This is a genomic window from Acinetobacter ihumii (genome assembly GCF_900625095.1).
GTDB lineage: Bacteria > Pseudomonadota > Gammaproteobacteria > Pseudomonadales > Moraxellaceae > Acinetobacter > Acinetobacter ihumii.
In genome coordinates, this window is record NZ_LR130760.1 from 1095860 (window position 1) to 1110925 (window position 15066).

Sequence of the window (15066 nt, forward strand, 5' to 3'; positions counted from 1 at the left end):
GGAAAATTTTAAATCATGTTGAAACTGGTATTACAAAAACCATTGAAACAATTTTGTCTTTTCAGCGGTCTTTTTGCCGCAGCAGTCTGTGCAAATGCCAATGAATTTATAAATACTCCTAATTATTTAGCATTTAAACAAAAGACCATGAATCAATATGGTTTAAGTGCAGAGCAGATTGATATCGCGATGAATGGCGCGCGAAACTTGCCTAATATTTTAACCATCATGACCCGTCCTGGTGAAAGTAAACCATGGTACGACTATAAAGCCATGTTTCTGAGTGAGGGAACCATTCAACGTGGTGTACGCTTTAAAAACCAATATGCGGATGTTTTAAACCGTGCTGAACAACAGTTTGGTGTACCTCAATCCATTATTTTAGGAATTTTAGGGGTTGAAACAGGCTATGGAGCAAATAAAGGTTCTTTTATTACTCGTGACGCCCTAGCAACTCTTGCTTTTGGTTATCCTCGTCGGGCGGACTATTTTAGTGATGAATTGAGTGCCTTACTCGCATGGACCTATAAAGAAGGATATCCAACCAGCAGCATTGTGGGCTCATATGCAGGTGCGATTGGCTATCCACAATTTATGCCGAGTAATATTACTAAATTTGGGGTTGATTACGATGGCAGTGGTCATATTGACCTCAGAAATTCCGCAGAAGATGCAATTGCTTCGATTGCCAATTATCTGGCTCAAAATGGTTGGCAGCGTAACCGCCCAATTGGTTTTGCAGCCCGATATACAGGCACTACCCCAGACAGCGTGATTGCCAAAGATTTAACTCAGCCTGTACCTTATGGCACACTTCAGGCACAAGGTATTACTCCCCTTAATCCAGTGATTAAAATCGATAATTTAGATTTAGTGAATGTCATCCAATTGCAAGAAAACTATGGTCCTATGTACTATATCACCTATCCAAATTTTCAAGTGATTACCACCTACAATAGAAGCAGAATGTATGCGACTGCGGTATGGTTATTAGGTAGCGAAGTTGCCAGCCGTTAACATGAAATTTTAACTACAATACAAAAGTCAACAAATATTTTTGACGAATTGCTCACAAAAACGTCTTTTTAAATAAATTGTTACAATATTGATTATTTTTTAATCTATTTTTGTGAGTTTTTGTCCTTTTTGTAACTATTTTCTTATAAAGACTAGACACTCTTGTTAAGCGATGAATATTATCCACAACCATAAAGCAATTGCAAAAGTGAATAATTTGGATACTTTTCGCTTTATTTTTTTAGGAATCCGCCTGAATAAAGAAGTGTTTTGGTATTCGTAGGAGTTTAAATAATGCAGTTTTCGCTAAAATATGCACTCGCTCTAACAGTCGGGCTGACGGTAACTCAGTCACAGGCTGAAATGATGCCAGCAAGCACACTTTCTAATGATACTGAAAGTTCAAGTCTTGCTGCACGAGTGCTTAACAAGCAGTCTCAAAGTTTTAATTCGCATTTTTCGAATTTAAATAGTCTTTCAATCACCGAAAGTTCGGGTGACCAAATTCGTCGTCAAACAATTGCGGCAAAAATTGAAATTCCTGAAGATGAGCCTTCAGTGATTGAAAAATTAAATACTGTTGCATCGAACACCGTTCGTAAATTTACTCAAACTGGTGTTGCATCTTGGTATGGTCGTCAGTTCCATGGTCGTAAAACTGCCAGTGGTGACACATTCGATATGAATGAATTAACTGCTGCTCACCGTAGCCTCCCTTTAAACTGTTATATCCGCGTAACCAACAAGGATAATGGTCAAAGTGTTGTGGTTAAAGTAAATGATCGTGGTCCTTTCCATGGTAATCGTGTACTCGATTTATCTTATGGTGCAGCAAAACGCATTGGTATTACCAACGCAGGTACTGCAAAAGTAAGCATTGAACGTGTTGATGGTCCAAATTCATAAGATCTAAACTCCTATTCACTGCTTTAGAGAGCCACTTTATTGTGGCTCTTTTGCTTTCATCACTTCCTTTTTTTCATAAAAATAGAACTCAAAAAAAGCTTTTTTCAGTCTAATTATTTTTACAATTCACTCAATTTTCTTATTTCGCTCTCATTTGCGCTTAGCAAGGTTTATTTTAGAAAAAGCTACCCTAGTATTGTTTTTTCATAAACATGCGCTTAAACGCAATTTAAGGCACTAAATAAACATCATTTTTTTACGAATTTTAGCTAAAAGTATTTTTTTCTAAAAAAAGCACAAATTTGAGCATTGAAAACTCTAAAAATGACTGGCTCATTCAACTTGAGTTTTGACCTGATCAATATTCTATTCTATATTCAATCTTAGTAATGGTTTTAACGTGCATGGAGCGCATTATGAAAACAATTAAAGCGTGGTTTGACGATTATAGTGACAGCCACCAAAATAAAACCAACAAAGCGATTCATTGGGTCTGTGTACCCGCCATCCTTTTTTCAATTATTGGAATTTTGGCTCACTTTAGTGCGCTATTAACTGCCTTATTACTTGTACTGACATTGGTTTTTTATGCACGGCTGGATTTGGTGCTTGCTGTCGCAATGGCTGCCTTACTCGCCGTGATGGCATGGCTGATTGTGATATTGCCAGTAGGGGTCGGTTTTTATATTGGCATTTTCGTAGTTGCATGGATTGGTCAATTTTATGGACATAAAGTTGAAGGTAAGAAACCCTCATTTTTTAAAGATTTACAGTTCTTACTCATTGGTCCAGTTTGGTGTATGGATGCTTACTTGGCTAAAATTTTTCCGAACTGGAAAAGCCGTCAAACTCTAAACACATCATCCTAAATAATCATAATCATTTGGGGTGGTTAAGTTGACCATCCCCAATTAACTTAAACTGATAGGTAATATTGAAGTACATAAAAAAATAAAAGACTGAAAATGACGTTGTAAATAATTTTGACTCGACAAACAGCCAAGATCACGCATAAGATCGCCGCATAAAGATATGCATTGTTGGCCATGTTACGAAGCTGATGACCATCAAAGAAAATGATCGGTAAACAGATCGCAGTTAAAAGACAAGGTGCTGAGTATTTCAGCATTTTTTCTAAAAAAGTCGGTAATCGTACTTGTATATTTGGCGATAAAAACACATAACGATTAAAAAATACGATTGCTGTCAATGCGAAAATCATCAGCCAAGTCATGTTTGCGACTCCTTCTCAAATTGTTCCAAAGTGACAGCCGTTAACATTCCCAATAATCCTGAAATTAAAATTGCACCCTCAACCTGATAAAAACGTAACATGAAGCCACTTAAACACGTTATTAATACCGCTATCACGACTTTAAAGTTTTTAATCAATGGCACAACCATGGCAATAAAAATGGCAACAATTGAAAAATCCAGATGATAATCACTTAAGTTTGGAATCATGTTTGCCATAACAATTCCAACAATGCTAAAAATCACCCAAAATAAATAAAAACATAAACCAGCACCCAGCATATAATCTGGATGACGTTTGTCGGGCGATAAGCTGATAGCAAATAATTCATCTGTAAGTAAAAAACCTAAACTTAAACGCTGTTTCAACGGAAGAATCGAGATGTTATTTCTGAAGGTTAAGGCATAAATAAAATGTTGCGCGGTTAGAAAAAAAATCGTAATCAAAATGGTTAGTTTTGATACACCTTCAATCACTAAACTCAAACTGACCAACTGAGCGGCACCTGCAAACACCATTGATGACATTGCCAATGCTTTGGCAAAGGATAAACCCGCATTGATTGCCATCGAACCAGCCAAAATTGCCCACGGAATAACCGCAATTGACAATGGCATGATTGCCATTGTCCCCTGAAAAAATCGCTTCGACTGAAAAAGAGATGAGTCTACTTCTTTTATAGGCATTGAATGCTGGATTCCCAATAAGGTTACAAAATGAATAAAGTTGAATATTCTACTATTTTAAAGACTTGATCTTGAATAAAATTGCGGTGTTTACACTCAGCTTTATTTGAGGCTAGAGACATATTGTGCAGGTGTTACGCCCATTGCTTTTTTAAAATGACGATTAAAATGACTCTGATCAGAAAAACCACATGTCAAAGAAACTGCCAAAATTGAATGTCCATTTTTTAACATTTGTCTGGCCAACTGTAGTCGTACTTGTATCAACCAGCCATGCGGTGGCAATCCCACATATTTTTTAAACTGACGCAAAAAATGCCAAGAACTTAAACCCGCCAAATTTGCCAATTCTGTCAAACTATAATTTTTCTCGGGAGAACTGGCTAATAACTCCTTAATCATCAGAACTTTTTTCTGAGCTTCGGGTAATTGAACCAGATCTCGCTGAGATTGCCCATAACGTGACATTAGATAAGTTAAAGTCGATAAGTACATGGTTTCTTTCAAAAGAAAATTATCTTTTTGTTCAAGTAAATCAAATAGTAGACACAGCTGTTGAGCCAATCCCTCATCACGCACGACGGCCTGAGGAAACCATGGCGCACCCTGATGTTTAACAAAAATATCCCCCCCCATTTCAGTCAACATTTCTGGGGTAGGATAAATCGCGCGGTAACGCCAACCTGACTCAACCGCAGATGAACCTGTATGAATTTCATCGGCATTGACTAAAATAATATCGCCTTTGGGCGCGACATGAAGCTCGCCTGTCCTAAAAAAGGACTGTGCACCATCTTCAATTACCCCAATGCAATAGCCTTCATGCACATGCTTGGAAAATTGCGTTTGGTGATAATGCGCTTTTAATAATTCTAAACCACCTAATTCACGTAAATGTAAATAGTTGGCTTGCTCTTGATACATACCCAGCCTCATCCATCTCTACATGAAACCTTAACATGTTGATGATGGCTGTCTAGAATAAAATTGCTGTCATGCAAATTACCAAAAAATAGATCACAACTGTATGGCACAATTGAATACATGAATTATTGATAAATTTGTCCCTGATGTTTTAACCAGCCATTTTCATGGATTCCTTTCGGGTCATGGTGCGTCCAATGAATGACTCCCCCTTTTGGATTGTATTCATACTCCCCATTAAACTCGACCCTATCCCCTTTTTTTAACTGATCAATACGCGGTGCTAAATCAATATTATGTGCAACCAAGACCGTTAAACCATCGCCCAAAGTTAGGATAAACTTTTGATGACGTGAACCATCATTGTCATCTGCTAAAATGGCTTTGACTTGCCCACTTGCCTGAACCTGTACATTACTTTGTTGCTGAGCAAAAGCATTGGAAATCGCTTCAAGGCCTTTCTGGTCTTGCGTTTTTGGGTTCTGTGCTTGACCCAGAACAATCTGATGTTGCAATGGATGTTGGGCATTTTCAGACTGAGATTTCGAGTGTGGATTTTTGAGCGTATAACTGTAATAGCCAGCCAAAAACGCAATAATGGCAATCAGTAAATAAGTTAATGTTTTATTCATTGTTGTTTTGTTCTCCACCCTGTAGATAAAACAGCTATAAAAAAAGCCCCAGATGGGGCTTTTCTTGCAAAAAAATTATTTTGCAGCGGCTTGAGCAGCAGCAACTTCTTCAGCGAAGCTCATTTCTGCTTTTTTCTCAATCCCTTCACCCACTTCAAAACGTACAAATTCAACAACATTTGTAGCAGTTGCTTTGAGTACATCAGCAACTTTCTTGTCATTGTCAATTACGTACATTTGACGATCAAGCGCAACTTCGTTCAAGTATTTTTCAACTGAACCAGATACCATTTTTTCAACGATGTTTGCAGGCTTACCAGATTCAATTGCTTTTGCTTCAGCAATTTCTTTCTCTTTTGCGATAAGATCAGCAGAAACCGCTTCAGCATTTACCGCAACTGGATTGAACGCAGCAACGTGCATTGCAATACCTTTACCAGTTTCAGCATCACCAGTATAAGAAACGACAACACCAATACGAAGACCGTGCTTATAAACAGACAAAGCATCGCCGCTCACGATTTTTGCACGACGAACTTGGATGTTTTCACCAATTTTTTGAACAAGCGCAATACGAGCTTCTTCAACAGTTTGGCCATCTTCTAACTTTAATTCTGCAATTTTTGCAGGATCAGTTTCGCCAGAAGCAAGAATTGCCTGAGCGACTTTGTTAGAGAAGTTAGCAAAGTTTTCGTCTTTTGCAACGAAGTCAGTTTGGCAGTTGACTTCAACCAATACGGCTTTGTTACCGTCTTGAACAATTGTGATCGCACCGTCAGCTGCAATGTTACCTGCTTTTTTAGCAGCTTTTGCCTGACCAGATTTACGAAGGTTGTCGATTGCAAGCTCAATGTCACCATTCGCTTCTGTTAATGCTTTTTTGCATTCCATCATCGCAAGACCAGTACGGTCACGTAATTCTTTTACCATGCTTGCAGTAATTGCAGTCATGTTGTTCTCCTAAATCGGTAGAAAATAAATCTGTTCAACAAAAACGGCCCAAAGTAAAACCCGGGCCGTTTGCTTTTCGACGCTTTAATTTGCCACCATTACATGTCGCAAAAATGACAAGCCTGCGTCAAAACGCATTAAGCCTCAGGAGCTTCTTTCGCTTCTTCGCCTTTTGCTTGTGCATTCGCTTGAGTTTGAGCGTATTCTTTACCAGCAATGATTGCATCTGCCATTGATGAAGCATACAAAGTTACTGCACGGATCGCATCGTCATTACCAGGAATAATGTAATCAACATTGTCTGGGTTTGAGTTTGTATCAACGATACCGATAACAGGAATACCTAAGTTTTTAGCTTCTTTAATTGCAATTGCTTCGTGGTCAACGTCAATTACAAATAATGCGTCAGGTAAACCACCCATGTTTTTAACGCCGCCTAAAGCACGCTCAAGTTTGTCCATCTCACGAGTACGTTCTAATGCTTCACGTTTAGTCAGTTTAGCAAAAGTACCGTCTTGAGATTGAGTTTGAAGGTCTTTTAAACGGTTGATAGATTGGCGAAGTGTTTTCCAGTTCGTCAACATACCACCTAACCAACGGTGATCTACATAAGGTTGACCAGCGCGTTGAGCTTGTTCACGGATGATGTTTGAAGCAGCACGTTTAGTACCAACGAACAAAACTTTGTTCTTTTTGCTTGCTAACTGGTTAGCAAAGTTCAAAGCATCATTTAACGCAGGAACAGTGTGCTCAAGGTTGATGATGTGAATTTTGTTACGCGCGCCAAAAATGTATTGACGCATTTTTGGGTTCCAGAAACGAGTTTGGTGACCAAAGTGCGCACCTGCTTGAAGAAGGTCGCGCATGCTTACGTTGTAATCTGCCATTTTTCTTTACCTTAAAGTTGGGTTAGGCCTCCATATGTCCAGCATTCTCCACCTTATAAAAGGCACCCAGAGTAACGTGACGACATATGTGCGGATTTTTCCATTGCATCAAATTTCTTCGTAAAGGATATTCACGAAAAGCATTTGATAAAATGGGCGGCTATTTATACCATAGACACCTACAAATTACCAAAAGTTTTTAGAGATCATGAATACGACTTATACAGCCCCTCGCCGATTAATCAAAACCCCTGATGAAATTGAAAAAATGCGCATTGCAGGAAAACTGGCGGCTGAAGTATTGGACATGATCAAGCCTCATATTGTGCCGGGTGTCACCACGCTTGAACTCGATACAATCTGTCATGATTATATTGTCAATGTACAGCAGGCCATTCCCGCTTGTCTGGGTTATGGAGCAGCACCTGGGCGTCCTGCCTTTCAGCACGTGATTTGTACTTCGGTCAACCATGTAGTGTGTCATGGTATTCCATCTGAAAATAAAGTACTTAAACACGGCGATATCTTAAATATTGATGTGACAGTCATTAAAGATGGTTATCACGGCGATACCAATATGATGTATGTGGTGGGTGGTGAAACCTCAATTCTGGCAAATCGCCTATGTAAAGTGGCTCAAGAAGCGATGTATCGCGGCATGGAAACGGTAAAAGCGGGTTCTTATATTGGTGACATTGGTTATGCCATCCAAAAATATGTGGAATCAGAACGCTTTAGCGTGGTACGTGAATATTGTGGACATGGCATCGGTACAGTGTTCCATGATGAACCGCAAGTTTTGCACTATGGTCAAAAAGGCACAGGCATGCAACTTGAAGCCGGTATGACGTTCACCATTGAGCCGATGGTCAATGCAGGGGTTTGGCAGACAAAACTTTTAGGTGACAAATGGACAGTTGTGACCAAGGATCATAAATTGTCTGCTCAATATGAACATACCATTTTAGTCACTGAGACTGGTCTTGAAGTGTTAACTGCACGTCCAGAAGAAGACTTATCACGTTTTCAAAAGTAGATAAATTTGTTTTTTTCTCCATAAAGGCTACATTTTTGTAGCCTTTTTTGTGTATTTTTACAGTATTTCTGATGCATATTTTCAAAAAATATACCAAGTATTTCATTTTCATTACATTTAGTAATTTTTCTTGAACAATGTAAAAAATAAAAAAGCGTTATGGTGAGCGCATAAAAATTATCTACAAATGTTAATCGGACATGGAGTCCCGCTGATGAAAAAGTCTTTGCTAGGAATAGCGACGAGTCTTATTGTACTTCCTACTTTATCTTATGCCGATTCACCCTATTTTAGTTTTAAAGATGGTGATGGGTTTAAACGCTTTTCTGTTTCCGCTGGTTGGCTGCATGCAATGCCGCAAGGTAAAGCCAATAACGTAAAGGTCAATACCAGTGCCAAAAGCGGAACCTATGCAGTAGGCGATGTAAAACTGGATACAGTAACAGGAGCAATAGCCGATACCGAAGCAGGCAATAAAGCCAAAGATAAATTACTGGGTGTTGCAAAGCTTGGTGAAGCATTAGGTCTGATTAAAGATGGTACACTTACCGCAGATATGAGTGGTAAAGCTCAAATCAACAGTCTTGAAAGTTGGGATAACCCAAATACAGGACTGGAAGCAGATGATGTTGACACTGTCGGGATGATGTTTAACTACAACTTTACCGACAACGTTTCACTTGAAATTAAGGCAGGTATCCCACCTAAAGTCGATATTAAAGGTAAAGGACAAATTAATGCGCCTGTGGTTGGTGTCGCCACACCAGAAGGTAAAATAGATACGCCTATAATCGGTGGAATTGCCAATAATCTTATTAATGGCATCGGTAATATACCGCTGGATACTCAAATTCCTATTACGGATTTAACTCAAGGCAGTAAAGCTGCAACCGCCCGAGCATGGTTACCTGCTGCCGAAATTCATTATCAATTTGGTAAATCTGGTGTAAATAAATTCCGTCCCTATGTCGGTGTCGGGGTTATGTATGCCTACTTTAACGATGTGAAGCTTAACTCAGGGATTGAGTCGGATTTGGTTACAGCAGGTCATATGGTACAAAACGTTTTAGATGGAAAGGCAGGCGCAGCATTAGATGGTAAAACCTCTTCTGCGGATCCGCGAGTGAAAGTTAAAGCAACCGATACTTTTGCACCGATTGCTACTGTAGGTGCAACTTATGACTTTAATGAAAACTGGTTTGCAGTAGGCTCTGTGTCTTACTCAAAAATGAACAATGAAGCCAAAATTAGTGTAACGGACAATAACACGGGTAAAGAATTGATTAATGCCAAAACCAAAATTGACATTGATCCTGTGATTACCTATGTCGGTGTAGGTTATCGATTTTAATCAGTTTGATCTGATTTAAAGCAGCTTCGGCTGCTTTTTTATTATTTTACTTTTCAAATATCGACTTGATTATATCGATTATTTTCGATTTGTGATCTACAATAGAGCCAAGTCCATAGTTTTCATTAATCAGTATGTCTAGTACCAATACTACATTTTCCAAAACCATGATTTATATGCTGATTGGCAGTGCCTGTATTTTGGCACTTTCATTAGGTACGAGACATGCGTTTGGTTTGTATTTGGTACCTATGAGTCATGAATTTGACTGGAGTCACCAAGTTTTTAGCCTTGCCATTGCCATGCAAAATTTAATTTGGGGCGCGGTACAACCTTTTACTGGAGCTTTGGCAGACAAATACGGCAGTAAAAAAGTCGTTGCTTGTGGAGGCTTATTATATACCGTAGGTTTATTGCTTATGGCATTTAGCTCAACTGGATTACTGCTTAATCTCAGTTTAGGCCTGATACTAGGTATGGCACTCTCTGCAACGTCTTTTTCAGTCTTGCTTTCAGCCGTTGGACGTGCAGCCGCACCAGAAAAACGAAGTATGGCAATGGGTATTGCCAGTGCTGCGGGCTCTTTTGGTCAATTCATTATGTTACCGACCACGCTTTTACTACTACAGCATTTTGGCTGGTCAGCGACTTTAATGATTAGCGCCATTTTAATTGCGCTTATCATCCCGTTGGCATTCACTTTAAATGCACCAGCTTATCGAACAGCAAGTTTAAATGTTACTCAACCCAGTAAGAGTTTTAAAGAAATTTTAACACTTGCCAAAAATCATAAACCTTTTTGGTGGTTAGCTTTAGGCTTTCTAGTCTGTGGTTTTCAGGTAGTATTTCTAGGTGTACATTTACCGGGTTATCTCATTGACCATGGTTTTGATGCAACCACAGGAACCATCTTTTTGGCATTGGTCGGACTATTTAATGTTTTCGGAACTTATGCTGCTGGCTGGCTAGGTGATCGTTATTCAAAACCCAAATTATTAATGCTTTTGTATGGCTTACGTGGCATTGCAATTATCGCTTTTCTATTGCTCCCTCTCTCAAGTCTCACCGTTTATGCATTTGGTATTGTGATGGGTTTGCTCTGGTTATCCACCGTGCCCTTAACCAATGGTATCGTGGCCAATATGTTCGGTGTCCAATATTTATCTATGCTCAGTGGCATCGTGTTTTTTACTCATCAGGTCGGATCATTTTTTGGTGGATACTTAGGTGGACTTAATCACGATATGACTGGAAACTATAATGCGATGTGGATGATTTCAATTGCATTAAGTATATTAGGTGTCTGTGTACACTTCTTTGTTAATGAGCGGAGTGTGATTGATGATGAGCCTAAACACGCTTAAATATTTGATCGGTTTATTTGTACTGACTGCGATGATTGCGGCGATTTATATATGGTCACAAACGCCTGAATTATTTCATTATTTCAATCAGGCCTTCTGTCCTCATTAAATTCAGATATTTATTTATCATAAACAGCTAAAAATAAATAAAACAATAGGATAGCTATTAAAAATAGATCAATCATAAGCTTTGCATTTTTTCTCATTTCAACATTGGCTTTATCTTTTCTATGCTTGGAACATTCTAAAATTATAAGAGTACGATTTTCATGAGCAGCCTCAGCCAACTTTCACAAGCCATTCATGATGCACCGCGTTGGCACCAACCTGAACATTTTCAACATATTGATGAAATTCAAATTGAGGTTCAAAAAGATCAAGCTCTTGGTGCGATCGTTACTGGATTGGATGCGCGTAAGGCACAATCTGGCGAAACTATTTTTAAACTCAAACGTGCGCTGGCTGAACATTTAATTCTAATTTTCAAAGATCAGAGTCTGGATGATTTACAATTTTTGGCATTTGCCAGTTATTTCGGTTCCATTTTCCGCCCAAGTAAAGACAATCCTGTGCTGGGCTATGACTTAGAAACAGGCGTGCCACCCGATGTGGTTCCTGTTTCTAATGCTGTTGGTCAAGGCGATTACACAGGTCATGGCGAACTCGCCCCGCATGCTGACCATCAATGGACACCACTTCCCTCTTTTGGTTCTTTACTCTATGCGATTGAATTACCCAAAGATGGAGGAAAAACCTCATGGTTTAATACCATTGCCGCTTATGATGCACTGGATGAGACCACTAAAGCGCATATCGATCAGTTGCAGTTGATTACCTATAATCCTTTTGTCCGCGCACAAAGCAACAAAGGCTCTGGCAATTATGCAAACAGTCCACTGTATCGTTTTAAAGATCAACCCATTTTAGGTCACGCTTATCCGCATCCTTTGGTTCGCACACATCCTGAAACAGGACACAAAGCACTCTGGCTCAATACTAAAAGCGAAGTTGAATTGGTTCATTATGATGATCAAGCTGGTGCGAAACTCATCGAAAAATTACGTCAACATATCGAAAAACCAGAATTTCGCTATCAACATCACTGGCAAACTGGAGATATTGTTTTTTGGGATAATCAGGCGACTTTACACGCCAGAGAACCCTTTCCAGCCGATCAAAGACGATTATTGAAAAGAATTAGTTTGGCAGGCAGTCGTCCTTTTTAATAAAAAATTTAGGCTGTCATAAAATGATCAAATTTGTCTGCTTTAATAAAAACAAAAACACAAAACAAAAAGAATCAAGGGTCATCGCAAAAAAGCCCGTCATTTGACGGGCTTGATTTTTTTCATGAATATTTTTTAATGAACTTGCTTAGAACAGTCGATTTAAACCATTTAACGCTGCCACACGATAGGCTTCTGCCATGGTTGGATAGTTAAAGGTGGTTTCCATAAAATACTTCATCGAATTATTTGGACTTTGCATGACAGCTTGTCCAATATGAATAATTTCAGAAGCATTATTACCAAAACAATGAATGCCTAAAATTTCCAAAGTATCACGATGGAATAAAATTTTAAGCTCACCGACTGTATCACCTGTGATTTGCGCACGTGCCAAGTGACGGAATGATGACTGACCGACTTCGTAAGGAATTTTTTCTTCCGTTAATTGCTGCTCAGTCTTACCAAAACATGAAATTTCTGGAATGGTATAAATCCCGGTTGGAATATCGGTCACAGGTTTGACATTTTCCTCACCACTCATGTTGGCACCCGCACAGCGACCTTGGTCATACGCCGCAGAAGCCAGTGAAGGCCAGCCAACAACATCGCCCGCAGCATAGATATTGTCAGCTTCGGTTTGATATTTTTCATTCACTGCAAGCTGACCCCGGCTATTTGGCGTCACACCGACATTTTCAAGTCCCAAGCCATCGGTATTGCCCGAACGTCCATTGCACCAAAGAATCGCATCAGCTTTAATTTTCTTACCACTTTGTAAATGTAACACCACATAATCATCGTGGGTTTCAAGGTGATCAATTTGTTCATTATGACGAATCAATACGCCTTGTTCACGCAAGTGATAAGACAAGGCATCCGCGATTTCATCGTCCAGATAACTGAGTAGCTTGTGCTGTGTATTAATCAAATCAACTTTATGATTTAAACCAATAAAAATAGAGGCATATTCACAGCCAATTACACCTGCACCATAAATGATGATTTTTTGAATAGTGAAATCCAGATCCAGAATTTTATCCGAATCAAACACACGTGGATGTTTAAAATCAAGACCTTGTGGCTGATATGGGCGACTACCCGTTGCAATGACCAATTGATCAAATACAATGCTCTCTTTAACCCCTTCAGGGTTAAAAACGATGACAGTATTTTTATCCTGAATATAAGCACGACCATGAAATACATCAATGTTATTGCGGTCATAGAACCGTGTATGTGTCGCAACTTGCTGTTGTATAACACGATGTGCATGACTCAGCACTTGTTTCATGGTGAATTTTTTCCACTCACCTACTTTTTGAAACATCGGATCACGTTGATAACGGATAATACTGGAAACGGTTTGTCGAAGTGCCTTACTCGGGATGGTTCCTACATGAGTACAGTTACCCCCCAACTGCTCTCGAATATCCACAATTGCAACGCGCTTACCCGCTTTTGCAAGCTTCATTGCCGCGCCTTCACCCGCAGGTCCTGAACCGAGAACTACCGCATCATATCTAACGAAATTCCCACTAATGACCTCTTTCTTACGTGGCATTTAAAGCTCCTGTGCAATCTAGTTATGGTGCTATTTTATAACAAACTATGCCTAATATGCTGTGCAATAATGTATTTCTCAAGCCAATATCTTTGAATAACGACATTTTTTAAATGAATAGTGAATTTGCCCAATTTACAGCGAAGTCCGTTATAATAGTCATATGAAATCCTCTCGAATCACAGTGGAACAGTTGACTATGTCTGAAAACCGTAAACCAGAACAGGGCGTAAAGCTGCGTGGTGCAGAAAAAGTTGCTCGAATTCCTGTAAAAGTTGTTCCTACGGTTGAAGTGCCGCGTAAGCCCGACTGGATTCGCGTAAAAATGACTGCGCCTGAAGAAGTGCAACGTATCAAAACTACACTTCGTGCGCAAAAACTGCATACCGTTTGTGAAGAAGCAGCTTGCCCTAACCTACCAGAATGTTTTGGTGGTGGTACAGCCACTTTTATGATTATGGGCGATATTTGTACGCGTCGCTGTCCTTTTTGTGATGTGGCACATGGTCGTCCAAATGCGCTTGATGCAGACGAGCCACGTCACATGGCGGAAACGATTGCCAATCTTAAACTGAAATATGCGGTGATTACGTCGGTGGATCGTGATGATTTACGCGATGGCGGTGCACAGCATTTTGTCGATTGTATTAAAGAAGCACGCGCTTTAAGTCCAAACACCTTATTAGAAATTTTAGTTCCGGACTTTCGTGGCCGCATGGATATTGCGCTACGTATTATGACTGAATGCCCGCCAGATGTGTTTAACCATAATATCGAAACTGTGCCACGTCTTTATAAAGCCATGCGTCCGGGTTCAGATTATCAGCATTCATTAAATTTACTTAAAATGTTTAAGGAATATTGCCCTGACATTCCAACCAAATGTGGCTTAATGGTCGGGATTGGTGAAACTGAAGAAGAAGTGATTTCTTTGCTGAATGACTTACGTGCGCATGATGTTGACTATGTCACGATTGGTCAATATTTACAGCCATCCAAACAACATGCACCTATTGACCGTTTTGTCAGCCCAGAAGAATTTGAGCGTTATGCAGAACACGGACGCAAACTTGGCTTTCGTAATATCTGGTCTGCGCCGATGGTTCGTTCAAGTTACTTTGCAGATCGTCAATATTATGGTGAGCCTGTACCAGCCGTTCGTCGTAAAGTGGATCCAGCTAAAAAAATCGCTGTACAAACGATTGAAGCTTGATTTAACTCAACTTCAAAATAAAAAACCTCTCATCATTGAGAGGTTTTTTTATGA

15 protein-coding genes are annotated in these 15066 nt (G+C 39.5%); 8 read left to right on the forward strand and 7 right to left on the reverse strand.

Annotated features, from left to right (window positions below):
* Nucleotides 1-15: 15 nt before the first annotated feature.
* From mltB to E0D95_RS05170, 3 genes are all read left to right on the forward strand, one after another.
* Nucleotides 16-1017 carry a lytic murein transglycosylase B gene (gene mltB / locus E0D95_RS05160; protein WP_130802883.1) on the forward strand — a complete coding sequence of 334 codons (1002 nt, stop codon included), beginning with the start codon at nucleotides 16-18 and terminating at the stop codon, nucleotides 1015-1017.
* A 294-nt stretch (nucleotides 1018-1311) separates the two neighbouring features.
* Nucleotides 1312-1923 carry a septal ring lytic transglycosylase RlpA family protein gene (locus E0D95_RS05165; RefSeq protein ID WP_130802884.1) on the forward strand — a complete coding sequence of 204 codons (612 nt, stop codon included), beginning with the start codon at nucleotides 1312-1314 and terminating at the stop codon, nucleotides 1921-1923.
* 416 nt (nucleotides 1924-2339) lie between these two features.
* Complete coding sequence (locus E0D95_RS05170) at nucleotides 2340-2792, forward strand: Mpo1 family 2-hydroxy fatty acid dioxygenase (RefSeq protein WP_130802885.1); 453 nt, start codon at nucleotides 2340-2342, stop codon at nucleotides 2790-2792.
* Nucleotides 2793-2839: 47 nt separating this feature from the next.
* Here E0D95_RS05170 and E0D95_RS05175 read toward each other — a convergent pair whose 3' ends face one another.
* The 6 genes from E0D95_RS05175 to rpsB form a co-directional block, all read right to left on the reverse strand.
* On the reverse strand, nucleotides 2840-3157 hold the full coding sequence (locus tag E0D95_RS05175) for an AzlD domain-containing protein (protein WP_130802886.1): 318 nt from the start codon (nucleotides 3155-3157) through the stop codon (nucleotides 2840-2842).
* The gene (locus tag E0D95_RS05180) at nucleotides 3154-3864 is read right to left on the reverse strand and encodes an AzlC family ABC transporter permease (RefSeq protein ID WP_130802887.1); all 711 of its coding nucleotides are present in this window, start codon (nucleotides 3862-3864) and stop codon (nucleotides 3154-3156) included. The genes E0D95_RS05175 and E0D95_RS05180 overlap by 4 nt, the downstream gene beginning before the upstream one ends.
* A gap of 102 nt (nucleotides 3865-3966) precedes the next feature.
* Nucleotides 3967-4788, reverse strand: a complete 822-nt coding sequence (locus tag E0D95_RS05185; RefSeq protein WP_130802888.1) for an AraC family transcriptional regulator — start codon at nucleotides 4786-4788, stop codon at nucleotides 3967-3969.
* Between the two features lie 125 nt (nucleotides 4789-4913).
* Entirely contained in the window at nucleotides 4914-5420 is a 507-nt protein-coding gene (locus E0D95_RS05190) for a DUF3465 domain-containing protein (protein WP_130802889.1), read from the reverse strand.
* A gap of 75 nt (nucleotides 5421-5495) precedes the next feature.
* Nucleotides 5496-6371 carry a translation elongation factor Ts gene (gene tsf, locus E0D95_RS05195; RefSeq protein ID WP_130802890.1) on the reverse strand — a complete coding sequence of 292 codons (876 nt, stop codon included), beginning with the start codon at nucleotides 6369-6371 and terminating at the stop codon, nucleotides 5496-5498.
* A 137-nt stretch (nucleotides 6372-6508) separates the two neighbouring features.
* Complete coding sequence (rpsB, locus tag E0D95_RS05200) at nucleotides 6509-7258, reverse strand: 30S ribosomal protein S2 (RefSeq protein ID WP_130802891.1); 750 nt, start codon at nucleotides 7256-7258, stop codon at nucleotides 6509-6511.
* Nucleotides 7259-7466: 208 nt separating this feature from the next.
* On the opposite strand from rpsB, the gene map reads away from it, so the two are divergent.
* The 4 genes from map to E0D95_RS05220 all read left to right on the forward strand — a co-directional run bounded on the left by map (nucleotide 7467) and on the right by E0D95_RS05220 (nucleotide 12235).
* Entirely contained in the window at nucleotides 7467-8294 is an 828-nt protein-coding gene (gene map, locus E0D95_RS05205) for a type I methionyl aminopeptidase (RefSeq protein ID WP_130802892.1), read from the forward strand.
* 214 nt (nucleotides 8295-8508) lie between these two features.
* The gene (locus E0D95_RS05210) at nucleotides 8509-9645 is read left to right on the forward strand and encodes an OmpW/AlkL family protein (RefSeq protein WP_130802893.1); all 1137 of its coding nucleotides are present in this window, start codon (nucleotides 8509-8511) and stop codon (nucleotides 9643-9645) included.
* Nucleotides 9646-9779: 134 nt separating this feature from the next.
* On the forward strand, nucleotides 9780-11009 hold the full coding sequence (locus E0D95_RS05215; RefSeq protein WP_130802894.1) for an MFS transporter: 1230 nt from the start codon (nucleotides 9780-9782) through the stop codon (nucleotides 11007-11009).
* A 269-nt stretch (nucleotides 11010-11278) separates the two neighbouring features.
* Complete coding sequence (locus E0D95_RS05220) at nucleotides 11279-12235, forward strand: TauD/TfdA dioxygenase family protein (protein WP_130802895.1); 957 nt, start codon at nucleotides 11279-11281, stop codon at nucleotides 12233-12235.
* Nucleotides 12236-12383: 148 nt separating this feature from the next.
* Here E0D95_RS05220 and sthA read toward each other — a convergent pair whose 3' ends face one another.
* The gene (sthA, locus tag E0D95_RS05225; protein WP_130802896.1) at nucleotides 12384-13799 is read right to left on the reverse strand and encodes a Si-specific NAD(P)(+) transhydrogenase; all 1416 of its coding nucleotides are present in this window, start codon (nucleotides 13797-13799) and stop codon (nucleotides 12384-12386) included.
* Nucleotides 13800-13998: 199 nt separating this feature from the next.
* Between sthA and lipA the strand changes: the two genes are divergently transcribed.
* On the forward strand, nucleotides 13999-15012 hold the full coding sequence (gene lipA / locus E0D95_RS05230) for a lipoyl synthase (RefSeq protein ID WP_130802897.1): 1014 nt from the start codon (nucleotides 13999-14001) through the stop codon (nucleotides 15010-15012).
* Nucleotides 15013-15066: the final 54 nt, after the last annotated feature.

Bases quoted from the DNA above. Each gene is read 5' to 3' on its own strand.
- mltB (WP_130802883.1), top strand. From the start codon at position 16: ATGTTGAAACTGGTATTACAAAAACCATTGAAACAATTTTGTCTTTTC.
- E0D95_RS05190 (WP_130802889.1), bottom strand. From the start codon at position 5,420: ATGAATAAAACATTAACTTATTTACTGATTGCCATTATTGCGTTTTTG.
- E0D95_RS05210 (WP_130802893.1), top strand. From the start codon at position 8,509: ATGAAAAAGTCTTTGCTAGGAATAGCGACGAGTCTTATTGTACTTCCT.
- E0D95_RS05215 (WP_130802894.1), top strand. From the start codon at position 9,780: ATGTCTAGTACCAATACTACATTTTCCAAAACCATGATTTATATGCTG.
- E0D95_RS05220 (WP_130802895.1), top strand. From the start codon at position 11,279: ATGAGCAGCCTCAGCCAACTTTCACAAGCCATTCATGATGCACCGCGT.
- E0D95_RS05175 (WP_130802886.1), bottom strand. From the start codon at position 3,157: ATGACTTGGCTGATGATTTTCGCATTGACAGCAATCGTATTTTTTAAT.
- lipA (WP_130802897.1), top strand. From the start codon at position 13,999: ATGTCTGAAAACCGTAAACCAGAACAGGGCGTAAAGCTGCGTGGTGCA.
- sthA (WP_130802896.1), bottom strand. From the start codon at position 13,799: ATGCCACGTAAGAAAGAGGTCATTAGTGGGAATTTCGTTAGATATGAT.
- E0D95_RS05170 (WP_130802885.1), top strand. From the start codon at position 2,340: ATGAAAACAATTAAAGCGTGGTTTGACGATTATAGTGACAGCCACCAA.
- tsf (WP_130802890.1), bottom strand. From the start codon at position 6,371: ATGACTGCAATTACTGCAAGCATGGTAAAAGAATTACGTGACCGTACT.
- E0D95_RS05180 (WP_130802887.1), bottom strand. From the start codon at position 3,864: ATGCCTATAAAAGAAGTAGACTCATCTCTTTTTCAGTCGAAGCGATTT.
- map (WP_130802892.1), top strand. From the start codon at position 7,467: ATGAATACGACTTATACAGCCCCTCGCCGATTAATCAAAACCCCTGAT.
- E0D95_RS05185 (WP_130802888.1), bottom strand. From the start codon at position 4,788: ATGTATCAAGAGCAAGCCAACTATTTACATTTACGTGAATTAGGTGGT.
- rpsB (WP_130802891.1), bottom strand. From the start codon at position 7,258: ATGGCAGATTACAACGTAAGCATGCGCGACCTTCTTCAAGCAGGTGCG.
- E0D95_RS05165 (WP_130802884.1), top strand. From the start codon at position 1,312: ATGCAGTTTTCGCTAAAATATGCACTCGCTCTAACAGTCGGGCTGACG.